This is a genomic window from Micromonospora sp. L5, from assembly GCF_000177655.2.
Lineage (GTDB): Bacteria > Actinomycetota > Actinomycetes > Mycobacteriales > Micromonosporaceae > Micromonospora > Micromonospora aurantiaca.
In genome coordinates this window covers 4430438-4449786 of the sequence record NC_014815.1, presented here as the reverse complement: position 1 = coordinate 4449786, position 19349 = coordinate 4430438, and the positions used below count along the sequence as shown (strand labels likewise).

Below are 19349 nucleotides of genomic sequence, written 5' to 3'. Positions count from 1 at the left end.
GCGTCGGCGAAGTCACGCGACCAGCGCCGGCCGAGTCACGAAAGGTTGCCCCCATGGCAGCACTGTCTGACCAGTTGCTCATCGTCACCCTGCTGGCCTACCTGGTCGCGATGGTCGGCTACGCCACCGAACACGCCTTCCGCCGATCCCACGCTGTCCCAGCCGTCGACACACGCCTACCGGCCATGGCCACCACCACAACCGCTGGCCCACCCACCGGCCCGCCACCGACCTCTACTCGCGCCGCTGCCTCCACTTCGGCCACCGCGCCCGGAAGCCGGTCGAGGCTGGCCGGCTGGCTGGCAGTAGCCGCCACCGGCGCTGGCGCCGTAGCCCACGCGTCGTGTCTGGTCACCCGCGGCCTTGCCGCCGACCGGGTGCCGTGGGGCAACATGTACGAGTTCGTTCTCGCGGTCACCCTGGTCGGTGTGCTGGCCTGGCTCGGGCTGCTCACACGCCGTCCCGCGGTGCGTCCCGTCGGGCTCTACATCGCCCTAGCCGCCGTCACCCTGCTCGGGTTGGCCGCCATGCGGCTGCACACACCCGCCGGGCCGCTCGTCCCAGCGCTCGACTCCTACTGGCTGAAGATCCACGTCAGCGCCGCCGCGATCGCGTCCGGGATCTTCCTGATCGGCTTCATCGCCGCCACCGGCTACCTGATCCGACTGCGCCACGACCGCGACACCGCCACGAACAAGCCGTACGGGTTCGTCTCCGCGCTCGGCCGCTACCTCCCCGCCACCGAGACACTGGAGCGGCTGACGTTCCAGATGCACGCGCTCGCCTTCCCGATCTGGACCTTCGCCGTCGTCGCCGGCGCCATCTGGGCCGAGGCCGCCTGGGGCCGGTACTGGGGCTGGGACCCCAAGGAGACCTGGTCCTTCATCTCCTGGGTGATCTACGCCGGCTACCTTCACGCCCGCGCCACCCCCAGCGTCAAACGTCCCGTCGTCGCGTGGCTCGCTATTCTCGGATGGGCGACCATGATGTTCAACCTGTTCGCCGTGAACCTCGTCATCGCCGGCTTGCACTCCTACGCCGGAACCAACTGATAGAGAGAATGAACGAGAGGGCTCCTGGCCCAGTCCGATGCACTGAGCTGGACGATCGGCCTGCGTTGCGGACCGTCAGTCGAGCGAATGCAGCGCGCACCTCAGGCTCGCCAAACCCTCGGCGCGAACGCCAGTCCGACCCGGCCGTGGATACCCACGCGGAGCAGGCGCACCACCTGCTGACCGAGGGCCTGCGTCATGGTCTTGGCTGGTTGTCCCAACCGATGGCCTGTAGTGCTTCGGTGGGTGTGAGGCCGAACATGGCGCGGCAGGTGCGGGTCAGGTGGGCGCTGTCGGCGAATCCCGCGGCGTGCGCCGCCACGGTCAGGGATGCTCCAGCCGACACCTGTCGTAGGGCGTGTTGCAGGCGGGTCCAACGGCGCCAGGTGGGGAATGACAGGCCCAGCTGCCCGGCGAACAGGTGCCCGAGGCGGCTGGGCGAGATGCCGACCCGGCCGGCCAGGTCCGTCAGCGTCATCGGACCGCCGATCAGGTTCGGTGCGGCTGTCAGGGCCTGCACCAGCGCCGGATGCTGGTGACGTTGCGTGGGCGTGTGCCCGTCTGTCGAAGTGGCGGCGCCTGTAGGGTCCGCGGCGGCTAGCCACGTGTCGACATCAGACAGCTCGCCGCCGGTGCGCTGTAGGGCGGTAGCGGCGGCATGTCCGGCGGCGCTCGTCGGGTCGAGGAAGGTCATGACGCCGGTCGCGGCTGTGGTGGTCACGATTTCGTGACGCGCCCCGGCGGGGATGATCGCGCGGGTGGCGGCGCGGGTGGCGCCGGTGGCGTCGCGCAGGATGACGTGGCCGTCGTGGAGGTGAAGAACCTGCACGGCGGCGTGGGCGTGTGCGTGGGCCGCTCCGATGACGCCGGTGTAGGCCATGACCCCTGGTTCGGTGGTGAGAGTGCCGGCCCAGCCACCGCCTGCGGGTGTCCGGGCGTCGCGGGCTGTCTGAGGAGCGGCGGGCGTAGGGGCAGTGGGCTGTCGCGGTCCGCCGGTCGGCGCGGCGGTGCTGATGCTGTTCACGCCGGCACCTTGCGCTCCGGCGAAGGGGTGAGCCCGGCGGACGGGCGGCGGCCCGGCATGAGCACGGCGATGGCCACGGCGCTGAGCAGGGCGATCACGGCGCAGACCACCAGAACGAGGGTCATGCCGTGGAGGTAGGCGGCCTTCGCGTCGGCAGCCAGTGCCGGGTTGTCGAGGCGGGCGGCGACGGCCAGGGCTGCGGCGAGGGACTCACCCGCGGCTTTGGCCGCTGCGGTCGGCAGGCCGGTGGTGTCCAGGCGGGCGGTGTAGCCCTGGGACAAAACGCTGCCGAGCAGAGCGATGCCCAGCGCGCCGCCGACCTGGCGCAGCGTCATGGTGACCGCGGTGCCGGAGCCGGACCGCTGCGGTGGCAGGGCGGCGAGGATGGCGTCCATCGCCGGAGACAACGCCATGCCGATGCCCAGCCCGACGGCGGCCAGCCAGGCCGCGACGAACCCGTACCCGCTGTCCAGATCGGTGGTCGCTCCTGCGGCCAGCCCTGCGGCGAGGATCAGCAGGCCCGCGGTGATCGGGATCCGGTAGCCGGCACGAGCGGCGATCCGTTCGCCGGCCGACGCCCCGATCACCAACCCGGCGATCATCGGCAACAGGCGCAGCCCGGTGCCGAACGGATCAAACCCCTTGACCAGCTGCAGATACTGGGGCACCACGAACAGCATCCCGAGCAGGCCGAAGGTCACCAGCATGCCGGCGACGCTGCCCCAGAGAAACTGCCGCAGGCCGAACAGCCGCAGGTCGATCATCGGCTGATCGGTGCGTAGCTGCCACCACACGAACCCCGCCAACAGCACCACCGCCGCAGTGAGGGCGACCACGACAACGGGGGCGCTCCAGCCACGGCCGGGAGCCTCGATGAACCCGTACACCAGCGCGACCAGCCCGGCGGTGGACAGCACCGCGCCGAGCGCGTCGGGTCGCGGCGGGTGGGGGTCACGCGTCTCGGGCAGCAGCACCACGATGGCCAGCATCGCCACCGCGGCCATCGGAATGTTGATCAGGAAGATCGAACCCCACCAGAAGTGGTCTAGCAGCCAGCCGCCGATCAGCGGGCCGAGCGGGATGCCCACGCCGGTGGCCGCCACGGTCACCGCGACAGCCTTGCCCCGCTCGTGCGGCGGGAACAGCGCCGGCAGCACCGCGAACGCGACCGGCAGGATGATCGCGCCGCCGACACCCATCACCGCGCGGGCGGCGATCACGATCGCGGCGGTGTCGGCCCAGGTCGCCGCCACCGAGGCGGCACCGAACAGACCCAATCCGACCAGCAGCAGCTTTCTGCGTCCCCACCGGTCACCCAGCGCACCGCAGGTCAACATCAGCCCGGCCAGCACCAGCACGTAGGCGTTGACCATCCACTGCAGCCCGGACGTCCCCACGTCCAAAGCGGACGCAATCGTCGGCAACGCCACATTCATGATCGTGATATCGAAGCCGAGCGTGACGGCAGTCAGCACGATCGCCGCCAGCGCCCACCACCGCCGCGGGTCCACCGGCACCGCAGATCCGACCGCGGCACCACCCCTTGTCGTCACGCCCGACCATCCCCTTCATCGTTCAACTATGTTGTCATCGCCCGCTCGCGGTTATTCGGCTCAGCACGTTATCATCGCCGCCAGCCGATAATCCAGGGATGGCAGGCACCTCTCGTCCGCAGTCACGCGGCACCCGCTGGGCAGCCCCCAACGCGCACACCTTCGCTGCCCACGGGCAGGTTAGGGCGGTAGCGGATCTGTTCAAGCCGGCCGCTGGCAACCTGGCGATGCTGAGCGACATGAACGTCAACATCGCCGCCACGCCGTCACCACCGTCACCGCCCGCCAACCGGCGTCCGGCTGGGATGCTCGCGAGGCTGGCGCGCCTGTCCATCCGCCACCCGGTCGTCGTACTCGTGGTGGCGCTGGCGGCGGCGCTGCTGAGCGGGGTGATCGGCGCTTCCGCCGGTGACCGGATGGGCTCCGGGGGGCTGACCGACCCGCACGCGCCATCCGAGCGGGCGCAACAGATCCTCGCCGACCGGTTCGACGCCGGCGAGCCACAACTGGTCCTGCTCGCAGAGGCCGACAGCACGGTCGACGATCCCGAGGCGGTCGCCGCCGGCACCGCCCTGACCGACCAGATCGCCACCGTGGAGGGTGTGGCGGGCGTGGACTCCTACTGGTCCCCGGGCCGACCGTCTGCGCTACGGTCCTCCGACGGGCGGATCGGTCTGCTCCTGCTGCGCATGGCCGGCGACGACGAGGCCGCCGAAGCAACGGCCGCCCGGGTCCTTCGCCACCTCGGCGCCGACAACGGCCCGCTGGCCGTCCAGGTGACCGGATCGGCGCAGCTGGACCGGGAGGTCGATGCCCAAGCCGAAACCGACCTCACCCGCGCCGAACTGCTCACCGCGCCGCTGACCCTGCTCGTCCTGGTGCTGGTGTTCGGCAGCGCCGTCGCCGCCACCCTGCCACTGCTGATCGGGGTGCTGTCCATCCTCGGCACCCTCGCCGCGCTGTGGGCCATCACCACCGTCACCGACGTGTCGGTGTTCTCCCTGAACCTCGCCACCGCCCTCGGTCTCGGCCTGGCCATCGACTACAGCCTGTTCCTCATCACCCGCTACCGCGAGGAACTCGCCGCCGGCCAGGCCGTCGCCGACGCGATCGAGGCGGCGATGCGCACCGCCGGGCGCACGATCCTGTTCTCCGCGATCACCGTTGCCCTGGCCCTGTCGGCGCTACTGGTCTTCCCCGGCTACTTCCTGCGCTCCTTCGCCTACGCCGGCATCGCCGTCTCCACCCTCACCGCCGCCGCGACGCTACTGGTCCTGCCCGCCCTGCTCGCGCTGGCCGGACCACGCATCAACGCCCTCAATCTGCGCCCACGGCTACGACGCCGCCGCACACCTCAACGTCCGGCCGATGACCGGTGGCACCGCCTCGCCACCGCGGTGATGCGCCGGCCCGTCGTGGTCACCCTCACCACCGTCACCGTGCTCGCCGCCCTCGCCGCCCCGTTCACCCAGGTCGAATTCGGCATCAACGACCACCGGGTCCTGCCGAAAGACGCACCCGGCTACCAAGCCTCCGAAAAACTACGCACCCGCTTCGACACGCAGGAGACGACCGCCACCGCGATCGTCCTCGACAACCCCGTCGACGATCCGCAACTAGACGCCTACGCCACAACCGTGTCCGCACTGCCCCACGTCACCCGGGTCGACACCGCCCTCGGCAGCTACAGCAACGGACAGATCCTCGCCCCACCAACGCCCGCATCGGCACGGTTCCGCGCCGCCGACGGCTCCACCTGGCTGTCCGCCGTCACCGACGTCGAACCGACCTCCGGCAGCGGGACCCGCCTCGTCCGACAGATCCGCGACCTGCCCGCACCCGCACCCGCCCTGGTCACCGGCCCCGCCGCCACCCTGGTCGACACCCGCGACGCCATCGCGGACCGACTACCATGGGCGCTCGGGATCGTCATCATCACCACCGCGGTGCTGCTGTTCGCCCTCACCGGGTCCCTGCTGATCCCCGTCCAGGCCATCGTCTTGTCGACCATCAGCCTCACCGCCACGTTCGGCGCGCTGGTCTACGTCTTCCAGGACGGCAACCTCCGCAACCTGCTCGGCGACTTCACCCCCACCGGCTGGATCGACGTCACCGCACCCGTCCTGATGTTCTGCGTCGCCTACGGCCTCGCCATGGACTACGAGGTCTTCCTCATCTCCCGCATCAAAGAGGAATACGACCACAGCGGCGACACCACCACCGCCATCGCCACCGGCCTACAACGCACCGGCCGGCTCGTCACCGCCGCCGCACTGCTCATCGCCATCGTCCTCGCCGCCCTCGCCACCTCCGGCATCACCTACCTCAAGGTCCTCGGCGGCGGACTCACCCTCGCCGTCCTCGTCGACGCCTTCATCATCCGCGCCCTCCTCGTCCCCGCCCTCATGAGGCTCCTCGGCTCCGCCAACTGGTGGGCGCCGAAACGGCTACACCGCCTACACACCCGGCTCCGAATCCGGCACTGACCTGGCCTCCAACCCGGCTAAGCCAAGGGCCTGCATCGACATTGAACCTCACGGGCGCCCTGCCCGGGCACGTCCCGGGCAGGGCGGGAGGCTGTCCGGAACCTTGTGTGGGATGCGGTGATCGCCTTCTCATCCTCTGGTGGGGGCGCGCTCGCCGTAGTACATGGCGAGGGTGTTCAGTGCTTGCTGCCAGCCCTCGGTTGTGCCGGTCCCACAGTCTCCTCGGTCGCGGCGCGGGAGGGGAGGAGTCCAGGCGGCGCCTCACCGCTCAGCCGCCGACTCTTACGGACGGCGCAGTTCCTCCTGGCGGCGGCGAAACTCTTCGGCATCGATTTGGCCGGCCGCGTACCTGCGGCGCAGCTCCTGCTCAGCCGCATCCGCCCGGGTACCTGACATTGACCGGACCAGCCAGACCACGCCCACCACGACCAGTGCTATCAGGGCGAGTCCGAGCACACCCCAGATCAGCATGTATATGACCATGCCGGCCATGCCGTCCATCACCTGGCCTCACCTCCCGCCACGGGCCTGACCGGTACTACCCGGCGCGCGTCTGTCGACACCGTCGGGCGGACCGGTCAGGCCGTCGCCTACACGAGGTCGGGTACATAGAACCAGGTGAAGGGGGCCCAGGGCAGGTTGCGCAGAACCACCGAATACAGGAGGAAGAAGGCGAGGTAGGTGACGTAGGCCGAGCGTGGTATCCGTAGCTGAGGTAGCCGCCGGCCGAATGTCCAGCTGGCGGTCCAGGCGACGAGGGCGTACAGCACGAACGGCGTGGCGGCCCAGGCGGCCAGGTGGTGCCGGGCGGCTTGGATCAGGTTGCCGTGGACCAGATACCAGTACATGCGGGTGCCGCCGCAGCCGGGTCCGTCGATGCCGAACAAGGCGTGCCACACGCACGGCCCGGTCGGATCGGCGAGCCGGTCGGTGGGGTTGAAGGCCAGCACGTATGCGGTGGCGCCGGCCAGCATCACCCACACCGCCAGCGGCGTGTACCGGACCGCCCCGGCCGGGCGGGGCACCGTGATGGTGTTCATGACACCTCCGGCTGGGCGGGGTAGCCGACAGCGGTGATGGCGGCGGCGACCTGCGCCGGGGCACACAACGCTTCGTCGAGGTCGACCACCGTCCGGCCGGCCCGCACGCTGGTTTGCGAACGGGTGACCCCGGGCAGGTCTTCGAGAGTTTCGTCGATGAGCAGCCCGCAGCTGGTGCAGTGCATGCCGGTCACGGAGAACGTGTACCTGCTCATGACTGCTCGCTGATGGTCAGCTTGCCGGTGTACATGCCCATCCCGCACGTGTAGCGCAACGTGCCGGCCCCGGGGGTACCCAGGTCGATGCTGGTATCTCCATTGACCGGCAGGATCCACTGCTCACCCATGGACGGGATGACGAACGCGCGGACGCAACCCTCGGCGTTGTGTGCCCGTACCACCAGGGTGGTGGGTACACCGGCCCGCACGGCGATGTTGCCCGGCGCGTACGCGCCGGTCGTCGCGGTGATCACCACGACCTGCCTGCCGTCGACCATTGACACCGGCGGTGCGTCGGCGGCAACTGCGGCGGCGGTGACGGGCGCCGGCCCGAACCCCGCCGCGGCGGCGAGCTGGCTGGCCGCCACCGGCGAACCGGACATCTCCAGCCCGCCGTTGAACGTGTACAGGCCCATGGCGAGCACGACCAGTCCGGTGGCGAGGGCGAGGCGGCGCCGCCACGCCCCGGCCGCCCGCCGGGCCGCCGCCGCCGCGTAGCCGAGTACCGCGAACAGCGGGCCGGTGCCGGCCACGAACACCGCCATCGTCGCCGCCCCAGCCAAAGCGGAACCGGACGTGATCGCCAACGCCATCACCGAGAGGGTGACCCCGCACGGAATCAGCACCGATGCCACGCCGAGCAGGGCCGGCGCGAAGATCGAGCCGGAGCGGGCCCGGCCGCGCACGAACCGGGTCCACGCCGTCGGCGGCTCGATGACCAGGCCCTTGAAACCGGGCACGCCGAGTTGGGCCAGCCCGAAAGCGATCACCAGGACGCCCGCGGCGAGCTGCGCCATCGTGCGCACGTGCAGGGACAGCTGCGCCGCACCGCCCAGCGCGCCGAGAACCGCGCCGAGCAGCGCATGGGAGGTCAGCTTGCCGGCCAGGAACCCGCCGACCGGGGCGAGGTCATCGGCCAGCAACACCCGGGCCGGTCGGGTGGGCGCGGAAGCGGGGCTGCCTGGGCGGGGGCGGACCTGCGGCGACGCCGGGCCGGCAGGAACCGTGGCGCGTTGCCGGGCGACCAGGCCCGCGAGCAGGCCGCCCTGGACGGCGGCGCAGGACACCCCGCCCGCCAACAGTCCGGTGAGCAGAACAGGGACAAGATTCATTGATAGTGGGCCTTTCTGAGCGAACGAGAGAAGCGAGCACGCCAGAACATCGCCCTGGGCGCGCAGCGGCGACCAGGTGCGATGGGCAGACTTCTCCTACGTGCGCAGAAGGCAGAGTTGTGCCAGCGTGGGCGCCCGCACCCGAATCCGGGCGCGATGCTGTGAGCGGGCGGCGGCCAGCACTAGCGCGATGAGAGGGCGGGCCGGGTGTCGGTCGAGCAGCATCGCGCCGACCACGCCGACCAGCAGCGCCAGACACGCGCCCAGCAACTCGCCGCCCAGCCCGGACGGCGGGTTCTCATCGCTGGTGGTGATCGTCGGGCCATCGTGGCCCATCGACGAGTCCATGGTGAGGTGCACGCCGCCGGCGGGCATGGCGGTGACCATGGCCATGCCGTCGCTGCACTGCAGGCCGTGCATCCACCCCACAGCCACCAGGACCGCGGCGACCAGCCACAACCGCGCCAGCCGGACCGGCCGGCCGGGCTGGGTCTGGATCACCGCAGGCACCCGACAAGCATAAACGGGGCTTCGCGGCGGCCTCCGGCAGCACGGCGGATCCCAGCAGGCGTAGGTGAGTCCGGTGTGAGCAGGAATGGTGAGGGTGACATGGGAGGTGACAGCTGTGAGCACCCCGAATGTCCGAGTCGTGACTTGGTCTGGACGGTCTACCTCAACAGCCGACCCAAGCCCGACTTCTGAGGCACCCGTCGCCTGCGGTCGTACGCTGCGGAAATGGACAGCGCCTACGGCTGGGGCATCGACGAGCCCCCAAACCCGGCCGCCGACACGGACGCGGACGGGTTGGAGCCAGAGCAGCTGTCGGAGGTGCGCGAGCTGACGGCGCAGGGCTGGCAGCTGGCCCCGGACGCCCATGCGCCGCGACCGACGCGATGGCCAGCCCAGCGGCGAGCAGTGTTCTGGTGATCCCTCCCCTGTCCCGATCCGTCAGCACACGTCGGCACCATTCGGGCAGCCGTGCGATCCGATATCTCGCTCCATGCCCGGCTGGGCTCAAGCCGGCGATACCTAGTAGTGCCGGCTGCATGCCACCGAGAATGCCAAGATCGACGAATAGCGCAGAAGTCGAATAGGTGCCCTCCACCGGCCATCGGCGACGGCTGCGACACGCCACGCCGCGCCTGACCGACGAGTACGAGATGCAGGACCTCGCCAACCCCCGAATAACGAGTCCACCCCCATCTCGTCGACGATCGGGCCGGTGTCCTCGGGGCTGCCCAAAGTCGGCAACTGGGTCGGCTTCGCCGAACTCATCTCGACCCGCACCCCGTGCCGGTCTTCGGCATCTGCTACGGCTTCCAGGTCCTCGGCCGGTCCGCCCGTGGCACTCGACCGCCCAGGCGAACTTCCTGGTAGTTCGGCGACCTCTTCACCAGCCTCGTCGCCTGCCCGCCGCCCCATTTCCAGGACCGGTGAAACGGCTACGCGTTGTAGGAGAGCTGCACGTTCCAGCTCTTAGCGGGTGGCGAAACTGTGAAATCCTTGCCGCCACCCAGCACCCCTGGCAGCCTCGATCCCGTTGCGGCACAGGCCGTCCACCCCGTTCTCAGCACTCCCGCCGCACAGGCGTACGAACAGGTGGTCCGACACGGGGAATGTCCCGTCGGCGCACTAGAGTGCCTAGGAGTCCGGTACTTCGATGACCCCCAGGTAAAGCTCATCGCGTGGAGCCACTTGAAGGACCCGGACGCGTGCCGTGGTCGACCGATCCCGGCGCAAACGAAGGACGGGCACCCGGCTGGACCCCGGGCGCCCGTCGAAGCGCAACACCAACGCCGTGCGGGCGGAAGGAGTCAACGCAATGCCCAGACTACGGGCTTATGCAGCAGAAGTGCAGCACGGGGTACCCCAGGTAATCCACAAGGGTTCACCCCAGGTAATACCGCAGGGTGCGCTCGGCGAGCCGGGGATCCCGTACAGCACGCTGCTGATGGGGCTGTTCGCAGCCGCCGTCGGCGTCGGCACGCACCTGGTGCCCGAGTCGGCCACACCGGTCGGGTTGGCCCTGGCCACGTTCGTCATGCTGCAACGCGAGCGCCGGCAGTACCGCTGAACCCTTACGGCCCCCGCACCGGATCATCCGGTGCGGGGGCCGTCCCCGTTGCTGCCGGCTCGGCGGCCGGCTGGTCCGCTGAGCGGCCTAGCTCGCGCCGCTGGTCCCCTCAGCGGATTAGCTGGTTGAGGCGCCGACGATCCGGCCGTTCCCGTTGATCTGCACACCGGGGCCGGCGACATCGCCGCCCGCCGCGTATGCCGCTGCGATCCGCTCGAACACTTGCTTGCCGAACCCCAGCCGCTCCACCGACGGCACCACCACCAGGTCGGCCACGCCGTCCTCGATGTCGGCGACGGCCTCCCGCCAGCCGCGGGTGCCGGCGTGCTCGCCGACCACCTCGTAGCCCTGCTCGGCGCGCCAGCGCTGCGCCGCCTTCGTCAGCTCCTCCAGGGTGGCCCGGCCGCCGCGCACCGCCCGCGAGAACAGCACCGCCCGGCGCCGCACCCAGCGCCGCGCCGCCTGGTCCCACCGCGCGTGCTCGTACAGCCGCGACAGGTCCGGCCCGGAGCCCTCCACGTCGGGGGCGCAGCGCACGAACTTCCGCCCCTCCAAGTCCCACCGCACGTGCCAGCCGAACTCGCGGGCCTCCGCGTGCGCTGGCCACCGGCCGGTCCAGTCCGCGTGCGGATGCGATCGAAGCAGGGCTTTGGGGAGAGCAGCCGCTGTCATCGGTCTGGCCGGAGAGGGATTGGATGGCGCCCTGGAGCATCACCTGCCTCGCCGGTTAGGCCAGCCGCCCACCAGGGCAAGCCTGCGAGGTCGGCATCCACGCCGGCGTACGGCATGTGGCTCCAAACGCACGATGGTCAGGTAGGCAGGAGGCTCGCTGACAACAGGCGCGGGTGCGGTACGCCGAGGAACAGTCCTGGCTGGCGGATCTTGAACAGGCTGAGCAGGAGCTGAAAGAGCGGTGGCGGAGTCAGTGCCAGCCTCCCTGCCGGGAGGACGGGCTCCTCATCCGCCAGACCTGCGGCTGGGGACAGCTCGGCTTCGAAGTCGTCCGGCTCTAACTCAGCTACGGCGCCATGACCTCATCCTCGCCCTCGGGCACGGCTAGCATGCGCTCCGGCCAAGGTATCGCCTGTTCCTCGGCAACAAGCGGATGCGGCTCGCCTGAAAGTGAAGATAGCGCCCGTGCCACATCATAAATGTCTGCCTTGACGTAGGTGCTTGTCACACCGGCGTCCGACCTGCCGCTATGCCCGGCATATGCTCTTGCGATGGCATATCCGAAATTCCGTTCAACCCAGGTCAACGTGGTATGGCGTAGCCAATGTGTCGATACCTGCTGGGCTTGGACCCAAGGGAGGCGACGCCCCAATCGCTGCCAGAGATGATCGTAGCGACGGCTCGTCAACGGAGCGCCCGACCGGTAGCTGAGCAGGTGCGTATCGCCGCCGTTGTTCCGGCGCTCTTCGTAGTGCCGGACAAGCATACGCAGCATAGAAGGCGAGACGGGCTGCCAGCGAACTGTCCCGCCCTTCTCGGTGAGCCGAATGCAGCAGTTGTCGAGGTCCAGGTCCGCTCGGTCCAGACCGAGCGCTCCACCCCGCCGGCAGGCTGTTTCGATGTGAAGTCGCAGAATGAGGGAGTCTAGGTGCGGATCATTTCCCGTACTCACTGCGTGTTCCACAATCTGCGCAAGCTGACGTTCCGTTAGGGCATGCCGATTACTCGGCAGCCTTCGGGGCTTCGCCACCCGTCGAGCTGGATCTTCGGCCTCGGCAATCAAGCCGTCGGCGACCGCGAATGCATAGAGGCAGCGAAGGGCAGAGACCGTGTGTTCAGCCGCAGATCGACCCCCGCGTGAGTTACTCCGCACGACTGCACTCGCGCGGATCTGCTCTACAAGCGCCGAGATTTCGGATGGTGTCGGGTCGTTCAGTTGGCGCTCGCCCCAGCACTGGTCGATTCGCTTCCAGTAGCTCTCGTAAAGTCGGCGGGAGCCTGGAGCAACGGCCACCGATACACGCTGGATGTAGTCGCGAAAGGTCGGGACTCCCGTCGCTTCGCCGATTGCCGACGGCCCAGGCGACCTTTCATTGGGAATCCGCGCAAGAATCGACCGCAGGGCGGCTACCTCTTGATTGGTTAGTCCATTCGGCAACGGGCCGGTCATGTAACACCACCTGAGTCACTGCGCATGAAAGCTGCGAGCGCAGACTCCACAAGATCCATGGTGCAAAGGATGACCGCTCCTTCCTTCCTCCGCGCTATCACCAAGAATCGTTCACCGGCGGACAGCTCGGCCGAATGCCTGATCGCAGAGAGTACGCGGAGGTGTCCCTGTGCTGTAACCAGACAAGTCCCGTCCTCGCCGCGCTCGATTATGATGAAGCCATCCCCCACTTTGCCGTTCAGCCAGTCGCCCGGGGTCCACCCCATGGCGCGAACCGGGGCTCGATCGGCAAGCCGCCCTCGCGCGTCCATGACACTGAGACGGTATTGCCAATGGCCACCATTCGCGGATCTACGTCTCCGAGGGGCCGGGAGACCGATGGCTGCCAGCAATGATGTTGGCGCCTTGGCCGATAGCCTCGCGCCCTCGTCAACTCCGGATGCTGCATTCGCAAAAGCCACTGCTCCGGCTCCCCGCACATCTAGTTCATAGAATCTGGTTCTCGGCGACCTCGGCCCCAAATTTGCCGCTTCCGAGAAGATCACATCCGCTAGGCGTCCTAGGATGTAGGTGACCTGCTCGGGAGCCGAGCTCTCAGGTCTCATCGCATCGATGCAACGCGTTCCAATTGGCGACTACTAGCGGTGCGGAGCTTGGGGCCCGCGCAACCGCGGGCCCCAGGCTCGATCACCAGTCGCCGACGGCTCTGAATCCGTAGTACCTGCCCATGTCGATGCGGACCCAGACGTAGAACTTGGTGCCGTCCTTGACGTTGGTCGCGAGATTGCGCCATTGGCCGACGGGCACGTAGGTCCAGTTGTTGCAGGTGGCACGTCCGTAGAAGTTGACGCAGGCGTAGAAGGGGCCGAAGTCCACGCCGTCGCCGGTGTTGCGGACCTGGATATCGCGGCACTGGCTGGTGGTGCGGTAGTAGCTGGGGTACCTGGGGTAGCTGATGACTTCGACGCCGTCGTACTGCATGAAGTAGTCGGCGGCCCCGAATTTCGCGCTGTACGGTGCGGCGCGGCAGCCGGAAGCCTGGGCGGGCCCGGAGACACCGACGAGGCCGGCGGTGACGGCCATCAGGGTGACGGCTGCCGCGGCCAGGCGCGTCAGTCGCCGGTGGGGTCTGGCGGGTGTGCGTGTGGACATGTGTCCTCCCTTGAGTGGTTGGGTGTGGCGGCAGCGGCCGGGGGGACGTCGGCGCGCTGACGCGGTGAGGGTTCGTGGCCGGGCCTGGGGCGGCCGGCGGTGAGGGCGAGGCAGTACGGGTCCGCGACAAGGGCCGGGGTGGGTTGGCCGGGGTGGTAGTAGCGGCTCCAGGAGGGGCCTGAGGAGTCCTCGGGTAGGAGTTGAGCCAGCTCCAGTCACCGACCACGACGCGGCCGGCTGCTTCCTCGCGCTGCACGAAGCGGGCAAAGGCCCGGCTTTCGCGGTGGTGGTCGGTGATGGACACGCCCGCCGTTTCGAAGCTGTGCAGCACGGCTTCGTGGAGGGTGAGCAGAGCCTTGTCGGCGCGCAGCCGGTCACGGTCGTCGAGGCCCAGGCCTGCGATGATGGCGGGGAGTTGGTGGTAGCGGTGGGCGTCGGCGAGGTTGCGGGTGGCGATCTCTGAGGCCATGAAGGTGCCGCTGAACGGAGCAGGGAACTGCAGGCCACCGAAGTGGAGCGCCATCTTGCTGATGACGGGTACGGCGGGCCAGCGCAGTCCGAGGTCAGCGATCCACGGATGATCGGGGTGGTGGATCGGCACTTCGAGGATGTGCGCCGGCTCGGCCGGTAGCAGGTGCAGTCTCCCGTCGTTGGTGGCGGCGATCCAGGGCAGGATGTCGAACAGGCCACGCCGAGTGGGTCCTGACCAGCCGAGGTAGGTGGCCAGGTGGGTCAAGGCCACGTTGGTGGGGTCACCGAGGACGCCGTCTCTGCTCTGCCAGGCCGCGTAGCGGGCCAACTGCGGGCTGATGATGCGCACCGGGGGCGGGCCGGTGTGTGTGGCGGGTGCGAGGACGGTGATGACGGAGCGGATCCGTCCGCCGTTGGTGGCCTCGTCGAGGTGAGCGGCCAGTTCTCGCCGCACCTCTTGCAGGGTGGTGATGTGGCGGCGGTCGCGAACGATGAGGCTGGGCCAACGCAGCCGGCCGATGCAGCGGCCGGAGTTGCGCCAGGCCACCCGCGCCGCGTAGGCCAGCTCGTCGTAGGTCGGCCGCCACGTCCCGTTCGCGCGAATCTCGACGCGCACCTCTCGCCAGCGGCGCGCGAGGCCGGGCACCCCTAACTCGTTGTGCCGTTGGCGGAGGAAGGCATGGGCTTGGGCTGGCAGCTGATCCTGGGGCATATCCGCCCGTCGGCGCACGGTCGATGGCGCAGTCATCGGTCACCGCTCCTCAGGATCGTGGGCGTCGCGGTTGCGGAAGACCTGTTGGTCGCGGCCGTGGAGGAGGTAAGGCGTTCCCGGCGTGGCGCCGGTGCCTGGTCGTTCGGTGCCGAGCATTCGCACGGCGAGGCGGTAGTGGGTGCGCCGCCATTGGCGCACGGCGGCGGCGAACTGCCGCATCCCGTCGGCCAGAATGGGCGTTTGCGCGAGTGCCCGATGGTCGGCGCGGATGGCGTCCAGGGCGTCGTCGAGACTGCGCTGTCCGTTGCTGACGCGGGCGTACACGTCGGGCACGGACAGGTACGCCGCCGAGTGCAGACGCTGCGGGTCGGGTATGCGGCACAGCGATTCGACCAGCTTGTAGGCGCGGGACTGGATCGCGCTTGCCCCGTCGGTGTAGACGCGGAAGGCGTGGAACGCCTCCGGTTGCATGGTGGCCAACAGCGACCACAGCGGTGCGGTCTCGCGCAGAAGCGAGGCCGCGAAGGACAGGCGCGCGCCGGCCGCGGGCAGACGTTCTTCGTCCACGGCGGTAATGGCCGCGGTGAGGTCCACGGCGAGCAGTGCGAGGGTGGACTCAAAGGCTTGCAGGACCCGGATAAACAGGTACTCGTCGTGGACGCGCTCGACCGGCAGCATCGTGGTCCGCAGCATCAGCCGGTCACCCGCGGTGCGATCGATCGCGGTCAGCGCGGTCAAACGGCGGGCCAGCGCCATCGGATCGCCGGCGGCAGGGAGTGCGAAGCTGAGCCGGCGCAGAGCGGGAGCAGCGGCACGCACCGCATGTCGCACCCGTTTCCTCACCACCATCGCGTCGGGACGCATCTGGGGCAGCGGCGCCCCGGTGCTGTCGAGGGCGCGAAGCTCGAAGGAGATGAGGTCCGTCAGGAGCAAGGTGTGCAGGTGGTCGCGGCGGGCCAGCAGCTGGTCTGCCGGTCCGGCGTTGCTCTCCGCGTCAGGTATGGGTAGGAGGGGCAGGGCGAGGTAGGTGCGGTAGTCGTACCTGCCGTCGACCTTGTCGAGGGCTACGGCCAGGAAGTCGGCCAGGTATGCGCGCGGCCCGGACACCTCGGGCAGTCGCTCACGGGCCGAGCGCAGCGGCGTGGTCCACGTCTCGGGGATGAAGTGCTTGCCGTAGTAGAGGTAGGCGTCGACGACACTGTCGTAAGGGAAGCGGTGTGTGGTGGGCCGGCGGTGGGCCAGCCAGCGGTGCAGCGGCTCGGGATTCATCGGGCCGCTCCAGGGCGGGTGCGGCTGCGGCACCGGTACGCGGCGATCGCCTCGCATACGGCGTCGATGTCCTCGTTGGTGGTGTAGGCGTGCATGGCCAGGCGCAGGACACCTCTACGGGGCGCGGTGATGACGCCGCGGTGTCCGAGCCAGGCGGCCATCGCCTCCGCGTGTGGCTCGATGAGCGCCAGGTGGGCGCCTTGCGCGTTGACGTCGGCGGCCAGACGCACGACCTCGCCCTGGGCGGCCAGCCGCTGCGCGGTCATGGCGATCAGCCGCTGGGTGTGGTGGCGTACCTGCCGCAGGTTGAGGTCACCGATCAGGGACAGGCCGGCGACGGCGGCGTAGACGGCGGCTGCGGCGGGGGTGCCGGTCTCGTAGCGCCGGGCGTGCGGTGGCGAGTCCAGGACGGTGGTGCGAAAGGCATGGGGGTCGATGCGGCCGAGCCAGCCGGTGAGCGCCGGCGGCTGTCCGCCAGGATGCCGGACGTAGAGGAACGCCAGGCCGGGCAGCCCGAGCAGATATTTTCCGGTGCCGGTGACGAGGTAGTCGCACCGCAGGGCGTCGACGTCGAGGGGGATGACGCCGGCGGCCTGGTAGGCGTCAACGAATACGGCAGCACCGGTGTCGTGCGCGGCATCGGCGATACGTGCGATGTCGAGGCGGATGGCCTCGCGGTAGGTGACGGCGGGCACTGACACCAGCGCGGTACGGGGTGTGATCGCCGACAGGTAGTCGCCGGTGTGCACCGTTCCGTCGGGCGTGCCACACCAGCGCACCCGCGCACCGGGTTGGGCCATCCAGATGTGCGCGATCCCCGGGAACTCGGCGCGGGTGGTGAGGATTTCCCGGCGTCGTCGCCACCGGCGGCCGGATGCCGCCTGGTGCGCGGCAATGCTGGCGTTGGGCAGGACCGCGACCTGGTCGGCGTCGGCGCCGATGAGGCGGGCGAACAGCTGGCGGGCCCGGGCGACCTGCTCCTCGCATGCTTGCCAGAAGCCGGGCCGCGAGAGGTCGTTGAGCATCCGGGCAACAGCCTGTTCCAGGTCGAGGGTGCGGGGGGCGATGCTGCACGCCGCCAGGTGGGCGCTGCCGGATGGCGTGGCCAACCGCTGCCGGAGCAACGCGGGTCGGGTCAGTGCCGCGGCGGTCACGGCTGCACCTGCCGGGGACAGGCCACGCGCGAGAACGCTTCAGTGAGTTCGCTGCGGGCTTCCCACAGCGTCGGAAACCGGCGGTGGGCGATGAGCTTGGTGAGGCTGTCAACCGGGGTACGGCCCGTGCCGAGCACGCCTTGACCGATGACACGGGTGGCGACGCTGTAGTGCTCGGTGCGCCACAGCGCGATCCGCTCGTCCAGCTCCACCAGCGCCTCGGCGAGCCGGTACAGCGGGTCCGACGGCTGTCCCCGATACAGGTCGACGGGGGTGAGGCGCAGCGAGGACAGCAGCCGGGCGAACGCGATGTCCAGCTCCGTGGTCGCTTCACGGAGCAGCCGCCACCCGGGGCTTTCGAACCCTGACCCGTTGCCGAGCGCGGCCCGGATGATCGCGAACTGCGCCGGTGGCAGTGACCGCAGGATGCGCAGGTGCTCGGTGATCAGCCGAAGCGCTTCCGCGGCCCGACGGAGGAGGAGTTCCGCCGCGGACGGTTGATCTGCGGTCATGTGCGCGAGGGCCCTGGCGAGATGTGAGCGGGTGAGCTTGAGCCACAGTTCGCTGCTCTGGTGCACGACTTGGAACAACAGTTCATCAGGGTGTACCCACTCCCCCGGTCCCTTCTGCAAGGAGAGCAGGTCGTCGATGCGCATGTAGCGGGCGTAGTCGGTGTCGCCCGCTCCCGGTAAAACAGCGGGTAGAGGTGTTGTGGGCACAGGAAGTCTCCAAGGACGGTCGGACCGATGCGCAGGCGAGGCGTTGTCGGGATCGGCGTCTCCGGTGGATCGCGTCGCGGCGGCCTGATCAGGTGCGCAGGGCGGCCAGGGTTGAGGTCGCTACGGCCGTCAGCCGGGCGGGCAGGTCGCCGGGCAGCGCAGCCCCGAGGCGCAGCGGTGCGGCCGCAATCGTCAGGTACAGGTTCGCGTCGTAGGTGACCAGGTTGAAGCCGGTCGACTCGTCCGTGTAGGTGTAGGCGGCGGCACCGACGCCGGTCAGATCGGTGACCGGGCCAGCGTCCTGCTGCGCCTGCCGCATGCCCTCATACATCAGGCGGGCCGAGTCAGGCTCCACGATGTCGACGTGCACCGTCATCACGACACCTTTGGGCAGGCGCCCCACGGTGGCGGTGCACGCCAGGTTGGCGGTGCTGCCGCTCGTGCGGGAGGTGTCCTGCCTGCTCCCTACCGGCCCAATGATGTCGGCGACGGCGCGCAGGTCCAGCTTGGCGCATAGCGCGTCAATCGAGCGATAGAGGGTCGCGGTCGAGGGTGGCGCGGCTGGCGTCGTCGAAGCGCCCGCTATGGCGGTGGAGGTAGCGCCGGAAGCAGGCGAAGACTCAGCGGCGCCGGTGCAGCCGGACGCCGCCAGCGCCACGGCGGCGAGGCCCCACATTGCGGTCGCCGCGCGAAGCGTCAAGCCAATGGGAATCGTCCGTCGGCGACGACGCGACTGACAGCCGCAGGGAAATGACGACAAATTCATTTGACGCACCTATCCGGGGGTGCGAGCTAGCAGCCCGCGCGGATGATGTCGCGGGCTCCGGGCGTAGACCTGCTCCCCCGTTGTGAGGTCTGCGCCAACAACGCGATCAATTCAGCACACGCCCAACCGGAGTGTCTACGTTTCCGGCCACTACTAGTCGGTTTCACCAGTCCAGTCACCACACTATGTAGGCACGGTTGACCTGGGATTATGTCCGCCAGAAGGTAATCCTCCAGCGCGCATCACGCTGGTAGCTGACACAGCAGAAAGTTACGTTTTCTTCCGCACGGCACGGCGGGGCATCGCGCCTTCCGTCAAGGCCGAGTTCAACACTCCGAGGGGGAGGAAATCACTCGTGCATTTTGGATCGATTCGCACCTGGAATGCCCTGGCAATATCGGCAGCCAGCGCAGCTGTCGGCCTGA

18 protein-coding genes and 1 pseudogene are annotated in these 19349 nt (G+C 69.2%); 4 read left to right on the top strand and 15 right to left on the bottom strand.

Annotated elements, in window-relative coordinates; translation table 11 throughout:
- Positions 1 to 53 precede the first annotated feature (53 nt).
- On the top strand, positions 54 to 1052 hold the full coding sequence (gene ccsB / locus ML5_RS20920; RefSeq protein WP_013476038.1) for a c-type cytochrome biogenesis protein CcsB: 999 nt from the start codon (positions 54 to 56) through the stop codon (positions 1050 to 1052).
- Between the two features lie 196 nt (positions 1053 to 1248).
- On the opposite strand, the gene ML5_RS20915 is transcribed toward ccsB, so the two are convergent.
- Both ML5_RS20915 and ML5_RS20910 read right to left on the bottom strand, forming a co-directional pair.
- Positions 1249 to 1932 carry a helix-turn-helix transcriptional regulator gene (locus ML5_RS20915; RefSeq protein ID WP_013476036.1) on the bottom strand — a complete coding sequence of 228 codons (684 nt, stop codon included), beginning with the start codon at positions 1930 to 1932 and terminating at the stop codon, positions 1249 to 1251.
- Positions 1933 to 2072: 140 nt separating this feature from the next.
- Positions 2073 to 3593 carry an MFS transporter gene (locus ML5_RS20910; RefSeq protein WP_013476035.1) on the bottom strand — a complete coding sequence of 507 codons (1521 nt, stop codon included), beginning with the start codon at positions 3591 to 3593 and terminating at the stop codon, positions 2073 to 2075.
- Between the two features lie 134 nt (positions 3594 to 3727).
- Between ML5_RS20910 and ML5_RS20905 the strand changes: the two genes are divergently transcribed.
- Entirely contained in the window at positions 3728 to 6115 is a 2388-nt protein-coding gene (locus ML5_RS20905; protein ID WP_114920892.1) for an MMPL family transporter, read from the top strand.
- Positions 6116 to 6397: 282 nt separating this feature from the next.
- On the opposite strand, the gene ML5_RS20900 is transcribed toward ML5_RS20905, so the two are convergent.
- From ML5_RS20900 to ML5_RS20880, 5 genes are all read right to left on the bottom strand, one after another.
- Positions 6398 to 6619, bottom strand: a complete 222-nt coding sequence (locus ML5_RS20900) for a hypothetical protein (RefSeq protein WP_049800110.1) — start codon at positions 6617 to 6619, stop codon at positions 6398 to 6400.
- 86 nt (positions 6620 to 6705) lie between these two features.
- Entirely contained in the window at positions 6706 to 7155 is a 450-nt protein-coding gene (locus tag ML5_RS20895) for a DUF2752 domain-containing protein (protein WP_013476032.1), read from the bottom strand.
- A complete protein-coding gene (locus tag ML5_RS20890) occupies positions 7152 to 7370 on the bottom strand; it encodes a heavy-metal-associated domain-containing protein (RefSeq protein WP_013476031.1) in 219 nt (72 codons plus the stop codon). Before ML5_RS20890 ends, ML5_RS20895 begins: the two co-directional genes overlap by 4 nt.
- Positions 7367 to 8485: a sulfite exporter TauE/SafE family protein gene (locus ML5_RS20885; protein WP_013476030.1), complete on the bottom strand. Its 1119-nt coding sequence runs from the start codon at positions 8483 to 8485 to the stop codon at positions 7367 to 7369. The genes ML5_RS20890 and ML5_RS20885 overlap by 4 nt, the downstream gene beginning before the upstream one ends.
- Positions 8486 to 8581: 96 nt before the next feature.
- A complete protein-coding gene (locus ML5_RS20880) occupies positions 8582 to 8995 on the bottom strand; it encodes a hypothetical protein (RefSeq protein WP_041784245.1) in 414 nt (137 codons plus the stop codon).
- Positions 8996 to 9220: 225 nt separating this feature from the next.
- Between ML5_RS20880 and ML5_RS20875 the strand changes: the two genes are divergently transcribed.
- Positions 9221 to 9412 carry a hypothetical protein gene (locus tag ML5_RS20875; RefSeq protein WP_030500441.1) on the top strand — a complete coding sequence of 64 codons (192 nt, stop codon included), beginning with the start codon at positions 9221 to 9223 and terminating at the stop codon, positions 9410 to 9412.
- Between the two features lie 1024 nt (positions 9413 to 10436).
- Positions 10437 to 10559: a hypothetical protein gene (locus tag ML5_RS33105; RefSeq protein WP_255348684.1), complete on the top strand. Its 123-nt coding sequence runs from the start codon at positions 10437 to 10439 to the stop codon at positions 10557 to 10559.
- Between the two features lie 117 nt (positions 10560 to 10676).
- Here ML5_RS33105 and ML5_RS20865 read toward each other — a convergent pair whose 3' ends face one another.
- The 8 genes and pseudogenes from ML5_RS20865 to ML5_RS32400 form a co-directional block, all read right to left on the bottom strand.
- Positions 10677 to 11126 (bottom strand): hypothetical protein, encoded by a 450-nt coding sequence (locus ML5_RS20865; protein ID WP_030500440.1) that lies wholly within the window; start codon positions 11124 to 11126, stop codon positions 10677 to 10679.
- Between the two features lie 451 nt (positions 11127 to 11577).
- Positions 11578 to 12681, bottom strand: a complete 1104-nt coding sequence (locus ML5_RS31605; protein WP_013476028.1) for a site-specific integrase — start codon at positions 12679 to 12681, stop codon at positions 11578 to 11580.
- A gap of 687 nt (positions 12682 to 13368) precedes the next feature.
- Positions 13369 to 13833, bottom strand: a complete 465-nt coding sequence (locus ML5_RS20860) for a hypothetical protein (protein WP_013476027.1) — start codon at positions 13831 to 13833, stop codon at positions 13369 to 13371.
- A gap of 262 nt (positions 13834 to 14095) precedes the next feature.
- A pseudogene (locus ML5_RS33290) lies at positions 14096 to 15016 on the bottom strand (nitric oxide synthase oxygenase); the annotation flags it as partial.
- Between the two features lie 39 nt (positions 15017 to 15055).
- On the bottom strand, positions 15056 to 16285 hold the full coding sequence (locus ML5_RS20855) for a tryptophan 2,3-dioxygenase family protein (RefSeq protein WP_013476026.1): 1230 nt from the start codon (positions 16283 to 16285) through the stop codon (positions 15056 to 15058).
- Positions 16282 to 17310 carry an aminotransferase class V-fold PLP-dependent enzyme gene (locus ML5_RS20850; protein WP_041784599.1) on the bottom strand — a complete coding sequence of 343 codons (1029 nt, stop codon included), beginning with the start codon at positions 17308 to 17310 and terminating at the stop codon, positions 16282 to 16284. The genes ML5_RS20855 and ML5_RS20850 overlap by 4 nt, the downstream gene beginning before the upstream one ends.
- Before the next feature lie 125 nt (positions 17311 to 17435).
- Positions 17436 to 18158 (bottom strand): tryptophan 2,3-dioxygenase family protein, encoded by a 723-nt coding sequence (locus ML5_RS20845; RefSeq protein ID WP_013476024.1) that lies wholly within the window; start codon positions 18156 to 18158, stop codon positions 17436 to 17438.
- Between the two features lie 88 nt (positions 18159 to 18246).
- Positions 18247 to 18858, bottom strand: coding sequence for a hypothetical protein (locus ML5_RS32400; RefSeq protein ID WP_236619248.1), 612 nt, complete (start codon positions 18856 to 18858; stop codon positions 18247 to 18249).
- Between the last annotated feature and the right edge of the window lie 491 nt (positions 18859 to 19349).